The sequence below is a fragment of the Paractinoplanes hotanensis genome (assembly GCF_023717965.1).
In the GTDB taxonomy this organism is placed as follows: Bacteria; Actinomycetota; Actinomycetes; order Mycobacteriales; family Micromonosporaceae; genus Actinoplanes; species Actinoplanes polyasparticus.
Genome location: NZ_JAMQOL010000059.1, coordinates 77,618 through 96,562, shown reverse-complemented (window position 1 = coordinate 96,562; position 18,945 = coordinate 77,618). Strand labels below are relative to the sequence as shown.

At 67.9% G+C, this 18,945-nt stretch carries 13 protein-coding genes and 1 pseudogene; 7 read left to right on the top strand and 7 right to left on the bottom strand.

Annotation, left to right across the window (positions count from 1 at the left end):
• Window positions 1-21: 21 nt before the first annotated feature.
• From LXN57_RS38520 to LXN57_RS38500, 5 genes are all read right to left on the bottom strand, one after another.
• Complete coding sequence (locus tag LXN57_RS38520; protein WP_251803157.1) at window positions 22-1,965, bottom strand: GDSL-type esterase/lipase family protein; 1,944 nt, start codon at window positions 1,963-1,965, stop codon at window positions 22-24.
• Between the two features lie 131 nt (window positions 1,966-2,096).
• A complete protein-coding gene (locus tag LXN57_RS38515) occupies window positions 2,097-3,764 on the bottom strand; it encodes a hypothetical protein (protein WP_251803156.1) in 1,668 nt (555 codons plus the stop codon).
• A 342-nt stretch (window positions 3,765-4,106) separates the two neighbouring features.
• The gene (locus LXN57_RS38510; protein WP_251803155.1) at window positions 4,107-9,308 is read right to left on the bottom strand and encodes a diguanylate cyclase; all 5,202 of its coding nucleotides are present in this window, start codon (window positions 9,306-9,308) and stop codon (window positions 4,107-4,109) included.
• 185 nt (window positions 9,309-9,493) lie between these two features.
• Window positions 9,494-11,317 carry an AMP-dependent synthetase/ligase gene (locus tag LXN57_RS38505; protein WP_251803154.1) on the bottom strand — a complete coding sequence of 608 codons (1,824 nt, stop codon included), beginning with the start codon at window positions 11,315-11,317 and terminating at the stop codon, window positions 9,494-9,496.
• Between the two features lie 54 nt (window positions 11,318-11,371).
• Window positions 11,372-13,075, bottom strand: a complete 1,704-nt coding sequence (locus LXN57_RS38500; protein ID WP_251803153.1) for an MFS transporter — start codon at window positions 13,073-13,075, stop codon at window positions 11,372-11,374.
• A 153-nt stretch (window positions 13,076-13,228) separates the two neighbouring features.
• On the opposite strand from LXN57_RS38500, the gene LXN57_RS38495 reads away from it, so the two are divergent.
• Window positions 13,229-13,879, top strand: coding sequence for a TetR/AcrR family transcriptional regulator (locus LXN57_RS38495; RefSeq protein WP_251803152.1), 651 nt, complete (start codon window positions 13,229-13,231; stop codon window positions 13,877-13,879).
• Window positions 13,880-14,267: 388 nt separating this feature from the next.
• Here the strand turns inward: LXN57_RS38495 and LXN57_RS38490 are convergent, their stop codons facing one another.
• Complete coding sequence (locus tag LXN57_RS38490; RefSeq protein WP_251803151.1) at window positions 14,268-14,666, bottom strand: hypothetical protein; 399 nt, start codon at window positions 14,664-14,666, stop codon at window positions 14,268-14,270.
• Window positions 14,667-14,738: 72 nt separating this feature from the next.
• Window positions 14,739-15,689, bottom strand: a complete 951-nt coding sequence (locus tag LXN57_RS38485; RefSeq protein ID WP_251803150.1) for an esterase-like activity of phytase family protein — start codon at window positions 15,687-15,689, stop codon at window positions 14,739-14,741.
• A 407-nt stretch (window positions 15,690-16,096) separates the two neighbouring features.
• Between LXN57_RS38485 and LXN57_RS38480 the strand changes: the two genes are divergently transcribed.
• The 6 genes and pseudogenes from LXN57_RS38480 (at window position 16,097) to LXN57_RS38455 (ending at window position 18,935) form a co-directional block, all read left to right on the top strand.
• Window positions 16,097-16,639 carry a hypothetical protein gene (locus tag LXN57_RS38480; protein ID WP_251803149.1) on the top strand — a complete coding sequence of 181 codons (543 nt, stop codon included), beginning with the start codon at window positions 16,097-16,099 and terminating at the stop codon, window positions 16,637-16,639.
• A gap of 28 nt (window positions 16,640-16,667) precedes the next feature.
• Window positions 16,668-16,853 (top strand): annotated as a pseudogene (locus tag LXN57_RS38475) (phospho-N-acetylmuramoyl-pentapeptide-transferase); the annotation flags it as partial.
• A 277-nt stretch (window positions 16,854-17,130) separates the two neighbouring features.
• Window positions 17,131-17,568 (top strand): ester cyclase, encoded by a 438-nt coding sequence (locus LXN57_RS38470; RefSeq protein ID WP_251803148.1) that lies wholly within the window; start codon window positions 17,131-17,133, stop codon window positions 17,566-17,568.
• 197 nt (window positions 17,569-17,765) lie between these two features.
• On the top strand, window positions 17,766-18,194 hold the full coding sequence (locus tag LXN57_RS38465) for an HIT family protein (RefSeq protein WP_251803147.1): 429 nt from the start codon (window positions 17,766-17,768) through the stop codon (window positions 18,192-18,194).
• Window positions 18,195-18,403: 209 nt separating this feature from the next.
• A complete protein-coding gene (locus LXN57_RS38460) occupies window positions 18,404-18,547 on the top strand; it encodes a hypothetical protein (RefSeq protein ID WP_251803146.1) in 144 nt (47 codons plus the stop codon).
• 61 nt (window positions 18,548-18,608) lie between these two features.
• On the top strand, window positions 18,609-18,935 hold the full coding sequence (locus LXN57_RS38455; RefSeq protein WP_251803145.1) for a hypothetical protein: 327 nt from the start codon (window positions 18,609-18,611) through the stop codon (window positions 18,933-18,935).
• The last annotated feature ends 10 nt before the right edge of the window (window positions 18,936-18,945 follow it).

The window sequence follows — 18,945 nt, the reverse complement described above, 5'->3', positions numbered from 1 at the left end:
GGCCCGGCCATGCGAGACGGGTCAGCGGGAGATCACCTGGAAGGCGTCGATCATGCCGATCCGCGGGACCGCGGCGGTGGACACGATCGTCATCCGGTGTCGCTGCGTGGGGTTCAGTCCCGTCGCGGTGAACACCGTCTGCCGCACCTGCCGGGCGCCGGTGGTGTGCAGGTCGACGACCGTGGCCGGGCCGCCGTCGATGGAGACGTCCATCGTGCCCTCGTCCCCGTTCCTCTCGCTGAGCAGGTGGATGTCGGTGCCGTAGAAGAAGAACTCGGCGGTCGACCCGGGAACCAAGGTGTAGTGGACGTCGTCATCGACGTCGCCGAGTCCGCGGCCGGCTGGGTGCCGCCAGCCGCTGTCGTACTCGGCGCCGGTGTCGTTGACGGTGCGGTCGGACAGGATCCGCAGCGCGTCGACCATGGCGATCCGGCCCGCCGTACCGCTGACGATCCGGATCGTGTGCGTGCCGTGCGCCAGGCCGGTGGACCGGAACACCACCTGCCGCACCTGCCGGGGGCCGGTGCTGCGCAGGTCCACCGTGGACCGGAAGACGTCGTCGACGTAGATGTCCATGGTGCCGCCGTCGCCGTTGGTCTCCGCCCACAGCTCGGCGCCGGTGCCGGTGAAGGTGTGGTGTGCGACGGCGCCGGCCGTGCTGGTGAAGTGGATGTTGTCTTGCCAGTCGCCCAGTCCGCGGTTGCCGGAGGGCCGCCAGCCGGCGTCGTAGGTGAGACCGGTGTCATCGACCATCGGGTTGCTGATCGGGGCCGGCCCGGCCGGGGTTCCGAAGAGGCTGAGCGGGACGGCGTCGGCGATGGCCTGCAGGCCCGCGTCGTTCGGGTGCAGGTGGTCGCCGGAGTCGTAGGCCGGCCGGAACATTTCCGGGTCGGCCGGGTCGCCCGTCGCGGCGGCCTGGTCGACGATGCCGTCGCAGCCACTCGACGGGCTGCGCAGGAAGGCGTTGACGGCCTGCCGCGATGCCTCCTTCGCCGGGGTCCAGGAGGGGAGCCCTTTGACCGGGGTCAGCGTGGAACAGATGAACTTGACGTTTCGCGCGTGCGCTGCGGCGATGAGCCGGCTGAGCCCGTCGGTGAGCAGCGTGACCGGCGGGTTGTAGTTGTTGATGTCGTTGATCGGGTCGTCGGAGAAGATGACCCAGCGCACGCCCGGCTGATCGAGAGCGTCGTGTTGAAAACGGGTCACCGCCGCCGGGCCCCCGCCGTCCCGGAGCAGGTTGTTGCCGCTGATCCCCTGGTTGAGCACGCCGACCTGGTAGCCGGCGTCGTTCAGCCGGGTGGCGAGGCGGTTGGGCCAGCGCCGGTTCAGGTTCTCGGTCGCACTGGTGCCGTCGGTGATCGAGGCGCCGAAGGCCACCACCGTTCCGGTCACCCGGGGGTTGCGGACGTCGAGACCCGACAGGAAGACGTACGAGAATCTCGGCTGCCGGCCGGTCAGCGTGGCCGCGGCGCTCTGGTTGCCGGGCGCGGCGTAGTTGACCTGCCGGGCAGCCCCGTGCTGGGTGGCCACCGCGGTGCCGGGGACGTGGAAACTCACCGAGACGTCCGCGTCCGGGGCGACGGCGAAGGTCGCCGGATCGCTGGCCACCTCCCCGCCGGCCGGGATCGTCACCGAGGCCGAGCCGTCGAAGGTGAGCCGGGTGCTCGTCCCGGGGACGATGTCGGAGGTGTGCAGGGTCTCCGCGACATGGACGTCGGCGAGCGTGACCGGCGCCGGACCGAACCGGTTGGACAGGCGGACACGGACGGCCGGTCCGCCGACGCTCGTGTGCACGATCTGGCGGATGGTCTGGTCGGTCACGGCCGGTCCGGTGCCTTGCATCGCGGTGGCCCAGGTGCCGGCCCAGGGGAGGTCGTCCGCGGCCGCGTGCGCCGGGCCGGCAACCGCGGGTATCACCAGAACGGCCGTCACCGCGGCCAGCACCTGTCGAAGGGTGCGCAACATATGTGTCTCCTCGCCTTCGCGACAGCAACCCGATGGGTGGGTTCATCGCGAATGACGGGCGCGAAGCTCTCGGCTTCAATCGCGAGGGCGATCAGTCTCCGCCGGCGGGGGAGTGCCGGTGCGGCGCGGCGTCACGAGCGTGTGCCGGTCTGCCAGAGCACACGTCCCGGCTTGGTGATGCTCAGGTTGCCGTCCCCGCCGAGCTTCAGGGTGGCGCCGTCGTTGCCCGGCGTGCCGGAGCTCCAGACGGTGCTGTTGTCGTGGGCGTACAGGACGAGGTTGCCGTCCGCCTGGAAGACGAGGTCACGGGCATTCCGGCCCGCGGTGCCGCTCCTCCACACCGGGCGGCCCCGGTCGTGCAGCACGACGTTGCCGTCGCCGGTCAGGGCCAGGCGCAGCCGGTCGGTCGACCACGACTGGCCGACCTTCAGCACCGAGGTCGCGGTGATGAGCCTGGTCTGTCCGGCCGGCGTCGCGGCGGTCCGGGGGCGTGCGGACGCGGAGCCGCTCTTCGACGCCGGGGCCGGCGCCGGCTTGCGGCGGGCCGGCGCCGAGGACGACGTGCGGGGAGCGGCCGGGCCGCTCGCCGGTGCGGTGCCGGCCGCCGGGACCGGTGCACCGGTTCCGGTCGGAGTGGTCGCGGGGGCCGGGATCGACTCGAGAACGCCCCGCGGTCGTTCGGCGGCCGGCGGCGAACCGTACTCGGCCGCGGCTCCGGCGGCGCCCGTACCACCGATGATGATGAGCGCCGCCACGACCAGGACCGACCGCCGCCGGCCGATGCGGCGTCGGGACGTCGCCTGGCCGGCCCGCGACGCGGCCACCGGCCGGTACAGCACGCAGAGTGCCCGGTGCGCGGCGACCGCGTCCACCGCGCTGGGCTGGTAGAAGCGGTCACGGATGTGCGCGAGGAGCGGTCCGGCGGGGTCCTGGCGGCTCTCCCGTACGTCATCGCCGGCGGTCACGGGCCAGATCCACGTGCCGTCGGTGCGGTGGGCCCGCTCGGCCCGTTCACCCAGAGAGTCCTTCATGACGGTCAGCGGCCGGCCGGCGTCGAGATAGGCCGCCACCCAGACCCGGTCGGCCAGGTCGGGGTCAGCCGTGACCGCGCCGGGCGCGATCCCCGGCTCCTCCGCCGGAGTGGCCGCCCATAGCAGCGCGGAGTAGCTGAGGGCCCGTGACTGATATGCCGGTAACCGGCTTTCCTCGACGAAGGACTCCACCTGTGGGGCACGTTCCCCGCAGGTCTCCAGCGTTGCCTGCAGACCGGCGGTCACCGTGCTCAGCGCGGCCTCGGCGGTCACCTGGACCAGGTACAACCGCCGGACCGGGCCCGATGGTGTGCCCTCCGCCGGATATCGCCACGACCGCCACAGGGCGACGGTGTGCTCATCGGCCGTGCACCACGCCACCGCGGCCGAGTCCACCGCGTCCGGCCCACCGGGAACGTCCGTCCGGGCGGACAGGTCCATCCGGAAGGGGATGTCTTCCTCGTGTTCGGCCAGGACGTCGGCTCCGGCCGGCGCCATGCCGTACGGCGGCGCCACGCCGAGGACGTCCCGCCCGGCGGTGACCGGCTCGAGCGCCTCCCTGGTCCCTTCGCCGAGCGCGGCAGCCAGTTGCGCCACCTCGTCGTCGGTGATGGCGACGTGGTGGGCGAGCGCCGCTGACACGACCGCCTGAGCGACCGTCGCGGTCCGGCCGGCGGCCAGCCATGCCCGGGACTCGGTGATCACCTGGTCCGGCAGCCGTCCCGCGAGTGCGAGCAGAAGCCGGTGCCAGTCGGCCACATCGCTCATCTGATTCGTCCTCGCCCCTCGTCCGTACGATCCTGGCTCCCCCCTGGAGGAGACGAACGCGGGCCGTCTTCCTTCACCACCCCGGGTTACAACTCCGCAAACGGGCACCCGCGGCAGATGTTCATCGCCGGACGCGACGAATCCGGACCCGTTCGTGGCCGGGTACGAGGCGCCGCAGAAGGTCGGTGACGATGGATTCGTTGCCCAGCGGTACGCGCTGGCACACCCCGAGCCGAAGGCCGGGCTGATCCTCTACGACACTGCGCACTGACGACACTGCGCACTGACCGGCCCGGAACTGGGCGCGGAGGCGCGCCCGACATCAGAATTCGGCCGTTCACCTCAAAGTTTGGCCATTTCCACGCGATTGCGGCCATTCCGCTTTGCTGAATAAAGTGCCTCGTCGGCGCTTTCCAACAATCCTGACAAGGAGAGTTCGGTGCTGCGTGCGGCGCCGATGCTTACGGTTACGTGAAGCGGTCCGGCAGCGGTGCTGATCGGCGTGGTGGCCACCGTCTGCCGAATTCTTTCAGCAGCTGATGACACTCCCGCCTCACTGGTTTCGGCCAAAATCACGGCAAATTCTTCACCGCCGTAGCGGCTGATCAGATCCGCGTCCCGCAGTACGGAGGTGATCCGATCAGCGACTGCCCGAATGACTTCGTCGCCGATCGAGTGCCCGTACGTGTCGTTGACATTCTTGAAATTATCTATATCGAGCATCAGTGCCGCTACGGCCCGTCCCTCGTGCACGTCGTCGCGCACCTGACGGTCGCCGAGTTGGTGGAAGTGCCGACGGTTGAACAATTCGGTGAGGCCGTCCCGTGCGGCGAGCTCTTGAATGCGGCGGAATAGCAGCGCGTTATCCAGGGCGGCGGCGCCTTGTCCAGCGAGGGCGGCGGTCACTCGCAGTTCGGTGTCGGAGAAGGACCCTGTGTGGCGTACTGCCACGACGAAACCGTGGTCTTCGTCGCGAATCGTCATGGAAGCGGCCAGCCAGGCGGTCGCTCGGGCATCGAGCAGTCGGCGTACTGGCGCGGGGGCGTCGTCCATGCTGCCGGAGAGGAATTCGCTGTCCATGCCCGATCCGGCGGGCAGCACGGTCACCTCGGCATCCGGGAGCGCTGCTCTCAGCCGGGCCGCAAGTACCTCGCGAACGTTATCAGGGTCGAGGCTTGCGGTCAGCGCGGTGAGGCCCTCGCGCAGTGAATCGGCCAGGTCGCGTTCGCTTTCGGCAACGTGCACGGCGAGTTCGAGCTGGGCGACACGGGTGGTTTCGAGAGCGGCGGCGACCTGACTCGTGATGGCGACCAGCAAGTCGACGTCATCGGTCGTGAAGATACCCCTTGCGGTTCGACTGTCCAGGTAGACGACGCCGAGTAGCCGCCCTCGGTGCTGCAGCGGCGCCACCATGATGCTGCGCAGACCGTGCATCATCATGCTGCGAGAACCCAGCGCTTCACCTTGTTCGTCGCCGGTGACCACAAGGGCGGCTCGCTCACGTCGAACGCGATCGACCAGTGTGGAGCCGTACTCGGTCAGCTGGATGACGTCGGCACCGGTATGGTCGCGGCCGACGAATGGTTTCAACCCGTCTTCTTCGACGAGAAAGAGGAAGGCACGTTCGGCCGAGAAGATGCGGTTGATCTCGTCGAGCGCCACGCGTGCGAGTACGTCCGGTTGTAACACCGTCGCAGACGCGAGGCTGACCTGCTGAAGGGCGGCGAGGCGGCGGTTGTCCTGAAGACCGGAAGTGCTTGAGCCACCGGCTGAGGGAGGGCCGATCGAAGGCTCCGCCGGACTCAGGCCGAACTCGCTGCGGATCCAGTCCATGCGTGTCCGCCAGCCGTCGGCGACGGCCAGCGACAGCGCGGTCGACGCCTCTTGCTGTGCCTCCGCGGGGCAGCCGAGGTCACGCCAGGCCCGCGCCCGAACGCGAGCGATCTCGAAACGCAACAGCGGTAGATCCAGACCACCCGATTGTGTGATCAGCCTCGCGGTGCGTTCGATAGCGCGGCGGTGGTCTCCGGTGAGTTGTTCAAGCGATGCTCGGACCAGCTCGTGGAATGCCCTCAGGACGGGACCGCGAGCCCGGGAACGCAACGCTCGGACGGCTTCGCGTGCTTGCCGGGTGCGGTTCGGCAGATCAGCGTCTGATGCTGCGGACAACTGCGCCAGTCGGCCGAACGCGATCCACACCCAGACGGACTGTTGGAAATTCCATAGACCTCGTGTGTTGATGGGCAACTCCATGAACTCATCGATGACGCGGTCGAGATCAGATCCTGTCTCGCCGCTTTCGACGGCTAGGTGAATGGCAGCGATCAGGCAGCTGAGTAGCTGAGGCAGATTTTGTGCGAATCGTTCGGCATGGGCGCGGGCGTCGCGCAAACTTGCGGCGGCGAGAGCATGATCCCCGCTGAGCGCACAGGTTTGTGCCTGGAGCGTGAGGAACATTCCACCCATGTGATCGTGGGCATTGTCGGCAAGTTCCGTTCCACGCCGGTGTATCGCCGCGGCCTCGTCAGTGTGCCCGCGGAGAATCGCTATGGGGCCGACCTGGATGTAGGTCGTCAGCCGCTCACCCATCGACATCGCCGGACCAAACGTCTCCGCGATCCTCCGGGCCAGCTGACCGGACGTGCGGTGCATGGGCGGCGCGATGTCGTTCGCGATGCCGTGAACCCACTGAAGATGGGCGATCACCAGAGGGTCCTTGGTTTCCCCGGCGGCTTGGGCAGCCCGAGACAGCAGCCGATCAGCCCACCTGTGGGCTCCGCTGAGCCGGGCGGCCACGGCCAGGCCACTTTGCACCACGGCGTACTCGGCCTGACGTCCCAACCGACGTGCGTGGGGGAGCCCCAAGAGAATGTAGGCCAGCATCCTGGGCTGCTCAAAGATGAACCCGTATCCATGTGCCGCTGCCGCGAGCAGGTTGCATCGCACGGCGAGGACGTCTCGGCGACCGGCCGCGAGGGTGATCCGCTCCGGCAGCCAGCCGATCAGGACGCCCCTGGCCAGGGCGGACAAGGCGGCGATCGCCAGCCCAGGCGCACTACGGGGCGGCTCGCTGCCGATTTCCGCCAAGCCGCGCCGGGCCATCTCGATGGACTCCACGGCCTGCCAGCGCTCGTGGCGAGACTGGGCCAGCCGGCTGTAGATACGTGCTCGGCGCAGCGGATCTCGCTCAATACGCAGCGCGGTGATGAAGTGTTCGTCACTGGTCGCGTACCGGCCGGTCAACGCGGCAGCCGTCCCCAACGCGACGTACAGGGTGGCGGACGGCGTTGTCTTGGCGGGCCCGGCCAGGTCGAGAGCGGTGCTCAGGTAGTTGAAGGCTTCCGTCGGCAGATGCTCTGCAAGCGCTCGCTCGCCCGCGACAATGGCCGCGACGTACACCTTGCCGGGCGTGCGGTCGACGTTGCCGGCAAGATAGTGGTGGGCGATGGCGTACGCATCCTGTGAGGTTCGGGCATCCGGCGGGGAAGCCGCGGTCAGAGCGTCGGCGACACGCTGATGCACCCAACGGACGTCTCGCCCGGCAAGCAGTGCCTCCCGGATGCGGTCGTGCAAGAAGACCAGGACGCCATCCCGGCCGGTCTCCACCAACCGCAGGGCTGTGGCCTCGGCAAAGGCCTCGGCAACCTCGGCGGGGTGAGTGCTGCTGGCGGCAGCCACGACAGGCACCTGGAACCGTGTGCCGCAGACGGCGGCCACGACGAGCACTTCTCGCGCGTTGCAACCAAGGGAATCGACACGGCGCAAGATGAGCTCGATGACGTCTTCAGGCAATGCGAGGGCGTCGAGCCCGGCCGTGTCCAGACGCCACCGCCCCCAATGCGGGGTGAGCAGCCCCGCGTCGATCACCGAGCGGACGTATTCGTGGGCGGCGAGTGGATTGCCTCCGCTGCGGGCAGCCAGGCGGTCGATCAGCTCGGCCGGGACGACTCCCGCGCCGAGGCGGTCGGCAAGCAGCGCCCGGATGGCTGTCCGGTCCAGCGGGGGGACTGTGAGCCGGGTGTCGAGCGCACTCCCGGTCAGATCGGCGAAGGCGGTGACCGCGGCCGCGCTCGCATGATCATCGCGTGCGGTCGCAGTCAGCAACAGCCCACTTTCGCGCAAGCGTGGAGCTAGCTTGCCGAGGACCTGCAGCGTCGCTTGATCACACCACTGAACGTCGTCCAGGTGCAGCACCGCGGGGCCGAGGCGGGCGAGGAACGCCGCCACCGCGTCCCCGAACTGATTCTCGTCCGCGTCCTGCCCGCCATTGTCCAAGCCCAGCAATGCTGCGAGAGCGGGTGAGAGAGCCTGCAGCATCGGCGCCGTGGTCCCGGCCGCGGCACGTAGCCGCTCAACGGCGACGTCGTGATGCTCTTCCGGACCGAGCCGGCGTATCGAGGTCACGTGCTGGTCGATCAGACGGCGTAGGACCGCCAGCGGGACGTCGTCCGCGGAGGCCTTGCCGTGAAGAACCAGCGTGCCTTCAGCGCTGACAAGGGAGGTGAACTCACGAACCAGTCGCGATTTGCCGTTGCCGGGCGCCCCTTCGACCAACACCACCCCGCCGCGGGCACGCCTCCACCGACCGACCAGACAGGCGAGCTGCTCATGGCGGCCGACCAGGTCGGGGTCTGTCCTGACCGCTCCGTCCTGCGCACCCGGCCTGAAGCGGTCAGACTCGCCGCGGGCGATGGTCAGCAGATCCTGGCGCAGGCCTTCGGCGCTCTCGTACCGGTCGTCGGGATCCTTCGCGAGCAGCCTGCCGATGACGGCAGCGAATGCGGAACTCACGTACGCGGGTAGCTCAGGTGGCCGGCTCGACAGATGCATCCGGATCAATTCTCCGGCGTCTGCAGCGGTGAACGGCAGACGGCCGGCGAGGCATTCGTAGAGAACCACGCCGAGTGCGTACAAGTCGCTGCGGCCGTCGACGGCCCGGTGAAGGACACCGGTCTGCTCTGGCGCGGAGTAATGCAATGTGCCCGCAGCGGTTTCACCCGCGACTGAGCCCGCGTGCCCGGCCAGCCCGAAGTCGATCAGATGCACGTGACCGCCCGGGTCGACCAGGATGTTGTCTGGCTTGACGTCGCGATGCACCACCCCGGCCCGGTGCGCGACCGCCAGAGCACCGGCAACCTCCGCCCCGATCGCGGCGAGATCGGCCTCGCTGTGCTCACCCGTGAGTGGCGAGCCGGCGCTGCGGTCCATGATCAGGTAGGGGCGCCCGTCCACCTCGCCGACCTCGTGAATGCTCGGGAGTGCTGGGTGAACGAGGCAGGCCAGCGTCGCGGCCTCTCGGCAAAAGGCCGTCGCTTCGTCTGGTCCGCCGAGCTCTAGCAGAACCTTGACCGCATACTCGTGACCGTCACGAACCCCGAGATAAACCACCGACCGTGCGCCGCGGCCGAGTTCTCCCCGAAACGTCATACCGAGCACCGCGAACCCTGCCTGCGCATGAACCACACTCATCCGATCGGCTGGCGGCGATCGATTCTGAATCCTGAAGAGGTGCCGGTCGCCGGTCGCCGATCCCATGACGGTCATCCGCCGGAATTTCATCGGATGCCGCGGAAATCTCCCGCCGGGGCGGACAAAAGGTCCGAAAAGCCCGTAATTCTTCACACCGCAGTCTGGCGAACCGCGGGCATCGGAGGCCGCGGTTGATTCCAGCGTCCCGTTCAGATCGGGCCCTCAGCACAGAGGCGCACGATGACCGCCCGCCGGCGCGGTCACATCTGCGCGAGCGAGCCCGCGTACATCGTGTCGATCTGGTCGGCGAAGTTGGTCTCCACGCTGCGCCGCTTGATCTTCATGGACGGGGTGATCTCGCCGGCCTCGATGCTGAGGTCGCGCGGGAGGATCGTGAACCTCTTGACGGTCTCCCAGCGGTTCAGCTTCCCGTTGAGCTGCCGCACGTAGCCGTCGATCAGCTCGGTGGTCTCCGGGGCCGCCACCACATCGGTGTAGGACCGGCCGGTCAGCGAGGTGCCCGCCGCCCAGCCGAGGATCGCGTCCTCGTCCAGCGAGATCAGCATGGTCACGAAGTTGCGGGCCTGGCCGACCACCACCGCCTGGGACGTGTAGGGGCAGACCGCCTTGAACATGCCCTCGATCGCCGACGGCGCGACGTACTTGCCGCCGGACGTCTTGAACAGGTCCTTCTTGCGGTCGGTGATGCGCAGGTAGCCCTCGTCGTCGAGTTCGCCGATGTCGCCGGTACGCAGCCAGCCGTCCGCGGTGAACGCCTCCGCGGTCGCCGTCTCCAGACCGTGGTAGCCCCGCATGATCGGTGCGCCGCGCAACAGCACCTCGCCGTCGGTGTCGATGCGGCACTCCAGGTCGCCCAGCGGATGCCCGACCGTGCCGATCCTGATCTTGCCGAGCCGGTTGACGAAGTTGACCGCGCTGCCCTCCGTGAGGCCGTACCCCTCCATGATCGGCAGGTTGGCCGCGGCGAAGAACTCGGCGATGTCGCGGCTCAGCGGCGCCGAGCCGCAGGCCAGCTTGCGCAGCCGGCCGCCGAGCCGCTCTTGGATCTTCGCGAAGACCAGCCGCTCGGCCAACGCGTACTTGACCCTCAGGAGTGCGGGTAGCGGCTTACCGGCCTGCTCGAGCGCGACCTTCGCCAGGCCGACCGACCGGGCCCAGCCGAAGATCCGGACCGTGGCGCCGCCGGCGCTCAGCGCAGTGGTCACCGTGCGGTTGTAGATCTTCTCGAAGATGCGGGGCGCGGCGCACATCAGCGTCGGCCGGACCACCGGCAGCATGTCGACCAGCTTGTCGACACGGCCGTCGACGTAGGTCGGCACGCCCACATGGATGATTCCGCACAGCAGCGCCTTGCCGAACGAATGAGACAACGGCAGCCACAGATACTGCAGATCGGCGGAGGTGAACATCCCGTCGACCTCTTGGGCGACGCCCTCCCAGGTCCAGCCGCGGTGCAGCAGTTGAACGCCCTTGGGACGACCGGTGGTGCCGGAGGTGTAGATCAGCGTGGCGAGGTGATCCGGGCCGATGGTCTCGGCCACCCGATCGATCAGGTCGGGGTCCTCCCGCAGGACGGCCGCGCCGCGCTGCTCCAGATCGGCCAAGGTCAGTTGCGGCGGGCTGGCGCCCGGGTCGGCCGGGCCGTCGATCAGCACGACGTGGGTCACGCTGGTCCGCGCGCCGGAGATCTTCGAGGCCTGCTGCGGGTTCTCCGCGACGAGGACCTTCGAGCCGGAGTCGGACACGATGAAACTCGCGTCCTCCTGGCCCGTCGTCGGATACACGGTCGTGGTGGCGCCGCCGGCGCAGTTGATGCCGACATCGGCCAGCACCCACTCGAGGCGGGTGCCGGAGAGGATGGCGACCCGGTCCTCCAAGCCCACACCCAGCTCCCGCAGACCGGCGGCGATCGCCGTGGTCCGCTCGGCCACCTGGGCCCAGGTGTACCAGAGCAGGCCGGAGTCGTCGGCGCCGGGCACGGCGAACGCCCGGCCGTCCGGGGTCGCCGCCACGCGCTTCAGGAACATGTCAGGGATCGACCGGTAGGGATTCTCTGTTGTCATCAGCTGCCTTCGTGTTCGGTCCGGATGAGTGATGCGGTCAGCGCGCCGCAACGGTCAGTGCGCCGCAACGGTCGGCTCGGCCGCAGGTCGGGTCGCACCGTGAATCTCGTCCTGAGTCGCCGGCGTGGCGGGTCGCGAGGTGTGCGCACGACGGGGCAGCAGTACTGCCAGCAGCACCGTCCCCACGCCGAGGATCACGGCGCCGACGAGGCTCGTGTGCGCCACCGCCTCGGCGAAGGAGGCGCCGACCGCGTCGGCCATCTGACGCGCGCTCTCGGCGAGCCGGCCCGCCTCGGCGTACAGCGATGCGGCCTGCCCGGCATTGCCCGCGGCCGTCGCCTGCTCGGCCGCCTCACGCGCCAGGTCGCCGGTCTGCTGGGCGACCGCGTAACCGGCGCCGACGGATTCCTGGGCCTGGCTCAGCGCTGCGGCGGGAATCCGGCTGTCTGCCGTCGCGTCCGCCAGACCGGAGGAGTACGAGGTGGACAGCAGCGATCCGAGAACGGCGATACCAATGGCGCCGCCCAGCTCGGTGGATGTGTCGTTGACGGCGCCGCCCACGCCCAGTTCGGACTCCGGGAACGCGCCCATGATCACATCGGTGCAGGGCGAGATCGCCAGGCCGATCGCCAGGCCCAGGATGACCAGGGGGAGGACGAAGTCGCCGTACGACGAGGTCTCGTCGACCGGGGTCAGCAACGCGAGCGCCGTTGTGCCGGCGACCATGCCCGTGAGGATGGTGGTCCTGCTGCCGAGGCGGGGAGTCAGGAGGGCGGTCAGCGCCGAGCCGGCGAAGACGGCGACGGCGAGCGGCAGCATGCGGATGCCGGTCTGCAGCGCGTCGTATCCCAGGACGAACTGGAGGTGCTGGGTGAGGTAGAGGAATGCGCCGAAGACCACCAGGAACAGGAGCACGACGGCGATGTTCGCGCCGGTGAACGCCCGGGCGGCGAAGCGACGGACGTCGAGGACCGGGTGCGGGTGGACCAGTTCCCACAGCACGAACCCGACCAGCCCGGCCGCGGCGACGGCCGCCGCGACGACGGCGGTCGCGTCCCAGCCGGTCTGGGGGACCTCGATGACCGTGTAGACCAGCGCGCCGATGCACAACACCGACAGCAGCCCTCCGACATAGTCGATCCGGTTGTGGGCGGCGGCCTTGGACGGCGGGACGAGCGTGAGGGTGCCGACGATGGCGAGGGCGACGACCGGAAGGTTGATCAGGAAGGTGGACGCCCACCCGTACCGCGTCAGCAGCAAGCCGGCGACCAGCGGTCCGGCGGCGATGGCGAGGCCGGCGGTACTGGCCCACAGGGTGATCGCCTTTGCCCGCTCGGCGCGGGGAAAGGTCGCCGCGAGCAGCGAGAGCGTGGCGGGCATGATCAGCGCCGCGCCGACGCCCATCACGGCGCGGGCCGCGATGACCCCGGCGGAGCTGTCCATCAGCGAGCCGGCGATCGCGGCGGCGCCGAAGACGACCAGCCCGCCGACGAGCGCGGCGCGCCGGCTGTACTTGTCGCCGATCGCGGCGAACAGCAGCATCAGAGCGGCGTACGGGATGGTGTAGCCGTCGATGACCCATTGCAGGCCGCTGCTGGACAGGCCGAGATCGCTGGTCATGGCGGGTGCGGCGACGGTGAGGGCGGTGTTGGCCATCACGATCATCAGCAGGCTCAGGCAGAGCACCAGCAGCGCCCACCATCGGCGCGGGTAGGGCCCGTCCATGTCGTCGACCGGTTCGTTCATCACGAGACGCATGGGTTGGTGACGCCTTCCTCGGTTTACCCAGCTTGCACATGGCTGTGTAATTGCACAACAATGTGCAAGTTACGTCACCGCCCAGAAGTGTGCAAGATCGTGCGACGCCGCACGACGAAATGCGGCGCTTGGAGGTGGGACAGAATGGCAGCCATGACCACGCGTGACACCAGCCGCGCCGCCGCCAACCGTCGCCGCATCCTCGACGTCGCTCTCGCCGAGTTGCTGCACGATCCGGACGCGTCCATGGACCAGATCGCGCGTGCGGCGGGCGTAGTCCGCAGGACGGTGTACGGGCACTTCCCGAGCCGCGAGGCCCTGGTCGGCGCCCTTCTCGACGGTGCCGTGGAAATGGTCGCGGCGGCCCGGGCGACGGGCCTGGAGGGTGTGACGGACCCGGCGGAGTCACTTGCGCGCGCGACGCTCGCGGCCTGGCAGGTCGCCGACCGCTACCGGATCCTGATCGCGCTCGCACAGCGCAGCGTCACCGTGCAAGGCATCCGCGACCGTCTCGCCCCCGTTCGGGAAGCCTCCCTGGAGACTCTTCAACGCGGTCTCGATCAGGGGATGTTCACCTCCCCGCTGTCAGCACGGGCCCTGATGTTCCTCCACGAGCAGATGCTCATCGCCCTCATGGAGGCGGTGAACGACGGCCTGCTCAGGCCCAGCACGGCAGGCTCCGCCGCTGCCGTCGCCATCCTGACCGTCTCGGGCGTGCCGACCACCCGTGCCACCCAACTCGTCGCGAGGCTGGGCGCTGGGGACGGTCTCGGCGCGACCGGGTCGACGGCTTCCTCGGCGTGATCTTCCGGTCGACGTACGGGCAGGGCGCTACCTCATTCAGGCACCGGCCGGGCCGCTACGCAGGATGAAAAACGCTCAGTGAATGGGCCAGCGACTCCGTGGTGGCCCATTTCCCCACCGTCGACGGTTCCTGCACAACCTTCCCCGCGAAGGCCACGGTCCTGATCGGCTGTAGCGGAGTGCTGGACGTCCGCGCTTGGCGCACTGCCGACTGCAGCGGCCAGGAGCACGGCCTCGGCACATCGGTCACCTTCGCGGCCGGCGAGTACCGAAGCTTCAAGGCCTTCCCGCAGCCCTGACAAATGCGGGCCGGCGGCAACGCGGACTCCGCCTCACCGCTGTACTTTTTGGGGCCGGGCGGCAATATTCACCGCCCGGCCGACAAACGTCAGTCTCGATTCCAACGCCAGCTAGCGGTTGCCGCGCTATTCGCCCTGGAGCCGAAGGTGTACACCTTCCAGCCGGGATTGTCCTGGGCGGAGGCCCAGAAACCTCCCATGTTGAAGGTCGAGCCATTACTCCAGGAGCCGACGACGTCGATCCTGGTCGTGCCGGCGGGAATGTCCACCTTCACGCAGGTGCCGGCTGCCGCGATGAAGGAACTGAACCCGCCAGTACCGGCGAATTCGAGTTGAGACGGATAGTCGCCCTGGGAGCAGATCTGCGCGCGGCCTTTACCCATGGCGGCAACGGCGGGAGCAGCAGCCGCCGTCACGATGGCCGGAGTCAGCACTGCCGTCGTGACGATCCCCACGACCGCCCGGCGTGCCACACCTGAAATTTTCACTTTGTTCTCTCCTGTTCCGTCGTTGAGAGGTGCCTTGTTGCGCCCTCGGATCGAGGATTGCGCGCTCTTGCGCTACGCCGGATCCGGGAGTTCGATGCGGAGGCGAAGGAAGCGCGTGATCTGCACCTCGCTGTCATTGTCGTCCGAGGCCACCAGAAGGCGGATCGACCCGTCCGCGAGGTGTTCGGTAACCGCCATCGCCTCATAGTTCTGCATCAGCGGGTTCTTCTGCGGCTGCTTGGCCACCGCGCCGGACGGCGGCAGGTCCGCCAGATCCCCGAGAAGCTGTTTGGGAAGTACCGGCGCGCCGGCCTCCAGCTCGGCGATCTCACTCACATCGCCAACGCCAGTGAAGTCCGTCAGGTAGAGCCGGACGATGTTGCCCGTGGCCTTGTCGAACCCGCGTTCCAGAACGAGCAGACGGCCGTCCCCGGTGGCGGCGATGTCGGACACCAGCAGGCCGGGCTCGACCTGGTAGCAGTACTGCGTGGTGGGCTTGAACTCGGCCGTCGCGTCGCTGCGCTCCCAGCACTGGAATCGCAGCAGGCCCTTCTCGTCGGTGAGCAGCGAGTTCTCCAGCGAAGCCACCAGCGTGAAGTCATCGAGCAGGGTCATGCCCTCGAACACCTCGTTGAGGCGGGCATCCCCGACGGGCGTCACGCGGTACCGGCTCGGCATCGGCAGGATGCCGAGCATCTTCCCCGCGGCGTCGTACCGGAGAATCTCCGGTTTCTCGGTGGCGATCAGAATGTTGCCCTGATCGATGGTGACCGCTTCGCAATCGACACGCTGCCGAAGTTCGTCGCGCAGGCGGATCGCCTGAACCGGATCGAGGGTCTCGGCATCCAGATAGAACATCACCGACCGATCGCTGACCGCACCGATACGGCCGTCCGGTGCCTTGGTCAAGCCGGAGAAGCCACCCACGACTTCTTCCTGGAACGTCGTCTTGTCCAAGTGATCGGTGTAGCTCTCCAGCCTGATCCAGTTCTTGCCGGAGCTGTCCGAGTACGACTGTGACATCTTCCCACCTGCAATCTGCTGTCGGGGTTTGCATCCCTGACAACGGACTGCCGGACCGATGCTTCAAAAACGGATGCTTCAAAAACGGAGCCGCGCAGCAGACAGCAAGGGCTCGATGGGCCAAGAGTCTTGGTTCGTCCGTTCCTCTCCGGGAAATCTCTGCCGTCTCGATGAAGGACACTTGCCGGCATGCGTCCTCAGTGGTCGGTCAACCGGTGCTGGCCGACCGGATTCTACGACGATTCCATTGATCGAAGTGATTGACATCACTCTTTCGCATTGCAGTGACGGATCACGGGAGGTCTGCGTTCTTCCGCATAACGACGCGGTCGCCCGCTGTCATGCTGAGGCGATCTTGACTTTGTTGGCGCAGTGGACAGCTTCATTGATGTGAAGGGGCCTGCTTCATGTCCGAGGACGGCGAGCGTAATACGTTCAGCGAAGGTGAGCGTTATCTGAACGAGGTGAATGACCGGTCGGTGTTCGGAGCCCTCCATGGGGGCAACAAAGTCATTCTCGGAATTCGGCGGGCGCATTTTGCTCGTGCGGGCGACGAGCACGGCATCTACCCGGACCGGTTCATGGTCCTGTGGTACGAAGGGTCCGTCGGCCTTGCCAAGAGCTTCGCCGGTAACACCGATTCATCGGCCGGCGACGGACGTCGCGATCCCGGCCGAAAGCCCGCCGGCGTGTTTCTTTACCGCAAGGAAGTGCCGGGTAGTCGCGATGACCGGGTGTTGCGCCGGGTGAAATCCCTCGACGAGCAGGAGTCCGCATCGGCTGCCAACGGCGGCGACGTGATGACGGCGCGGAATGCCCTGTTCCGCGCCGGACCTCCCGGCCGGAGGGGATCAGCCGGAGGCCCGGCGCTGGATCCCGATCTCTACGACCGGTTCTGGGAGACGCTGGGCGATCAGGACGACTTCATCTACGTGTGCGTCGAGGAGTAGGGCACATGACATGGCCGGGGGTTGGCCCGTGAGGGCAGTCGTCGTCGCGGCTGCGGTCGCGTTCATCATCTCGTTGTTCGGTACGCCGATCGCGATCCGGGTGTTCACCGCGTTGAAGGCGGGGCAGCCGATTCGTACGCTGGGGCCGCAGACGCATCAGGGTAAGCGGGGCACGCCGACGATGGGCGGTGTGGCTTTCATCGTGGCCACGGTGTAGCAGGGCTGCGGTGATCTGGTCGGTGAGGGTGATTTTGGGTCGCCGACCGGCTCCGGGTGCCCGTCGGCGGCCGCTGCCGAGTCGTTCATTGCTGGCTTTCTCTCGCCCCGCCTGCTGGGGTGCGGTAAGGGCAGCGGCCAGTGCGGTCAGCTCGGTTCTTGAGTCCTCAGTGCCGGCGAAGCGCAGTCGAATGACTCATGTGCTCGGTCGGCCGCGGCGGGAGAGTGGTTCTCAGCAAACCCGGCGTTCGCAGGGAACACTGAAAGGATCGAAGATGTCCGACGATAACGCGATCGCGCAGAGCGCGGCGGAGAGCAAGGCCGTTGTCCGCCAGTACTTCGAGGTATTGGACCGGGTGCGTGAGCATCCCGTCTCGATGTGCACGGACGACTACAAGTTCACCGTGCTGGGATCCCCGACCATCGGCCTGCAGGAGTCCATTGACTTCGGGAAGGTCTTCTTCGAGGGTATCCCCGATCTGATGCACCCCCTGGATGAGCTCATCGCGGAGGGCGACACCGTGGCCTTCCGGTATCACTACGAGGGCACACACACGCGCGAATTGATCGGCGCACCGCCCACGGGCAACAAGATTCACTACTACGGAATGGGGTTCATGCGGGTCCGCGACGGTAAGGTTTCCGAGTTCATCGTGTCGCCGGACCGGGTGACCCTGATGCAGCAGATCGGCCTGCTGCCGGCCGAAGGCTGATCACCGGCAGGTATCCGACGCCTCACCTGCACTGCGGCGTCGCCATCGGGGCGACACATCGATGCGTATGGGATGCATCACACATGTTGCGTGCCGCCGCGTTGAAGGCAGTCCTGTGGGGGACGTTCTGGTGGTGGGCGACGGCGTTCTCCCATGGACGCCGCGCCCACATTGTTTCCGTTTCGAGAAGGTGACTGATGGCTAGTTTGTTCTCCCGGATCATCGCCGGCGAGTTGCCAGGCCGTTTCGTCTGGCAGGACGACGAGGTGGTGTGCTTCCTGACCATCGCGCCGCTACGGCCGGGGCACACTCTCGTCGTTCCGCGGCGCGAGATCGACAAGTGGACCGATTTGCCGGGGGAGCTGCTCGGCAAGGTGATGAGCGTGGCTCAAGTGATCGGCCAGGCCGTCGAACGTGCCTGGGACGCGCCGCGGTCGGGGCTGGCCATCGCGGGATTCGAGGTGCTCCACTGCCACGTGCACGTCACCCCGATCTGGGACATGACCGATCTCGAGCTGTCGAACATCAAACCGGAGACCGTCGCGGCGGAACTCGACCAGGCCGCCGTGCGGTTGCGGGCCGCACTACGCGACCTGGGCCAGGGGCAATTCGTACCCGAGGACTGACGAAGTGATGCTCCGTTGCTCCTTATGAGTTCTGCGGTATCCAGCCCAGACCGTTCTCGTCCGTTCGGCCGCCGTCCGCTCGACGGGTGCCGCCGAGCCTCCCGCTGCTCAGGCACGACGGCGTCCGTGCACAATGCTCACGTGGATCTAAGCGATGAGTTCCGGGTGGCCGCTCGTCGACGGAACGTACCGGACGACATCATTGAATGGTGGCTGCAACTCGCGCGCCCCGTGCTGAGTTGCACCGCGACTGCGCGGGTCCGGTGGTCGGCTGGTTCGGCGGCAAGCCGGCCCTGTCCGAGGACGTGGAATGGCCGCTCGGCATGACCTACCTCGCCACGCCCTGCAGGTGATACAGCGGACCCAGCAGCAGCGCGGTTCCCGCTGCACGGTGTGGGTGGGCGGGACATCCCGGTGTCCCGCGCGGACAGCACGTTCGACATCGGCGAGAGTCGCTACGACGAGACAGTGTTCAGCGAGATCAAGTGGTACCTGGACGGCCACGACGACTGCGTGGGGACCATCGGTGGCTACACCGATCGCAGCACCGGCGGTGGTGGTGACCACGGCCTTGACTCGCCCGGCACACAGACCTTCCTCGGCTGTCTGTATCTGGACGACGATCTCGCCGGTGAGGGCTTCGGACGCGACGGCATGATGGTCGGATGGGTGCTCTCGAACGAGGACCTGGCGGCACGTCGGTTCGACAGGACCACGACGGTGTCCGACTTCAACGGCTGACCGCGTCTGG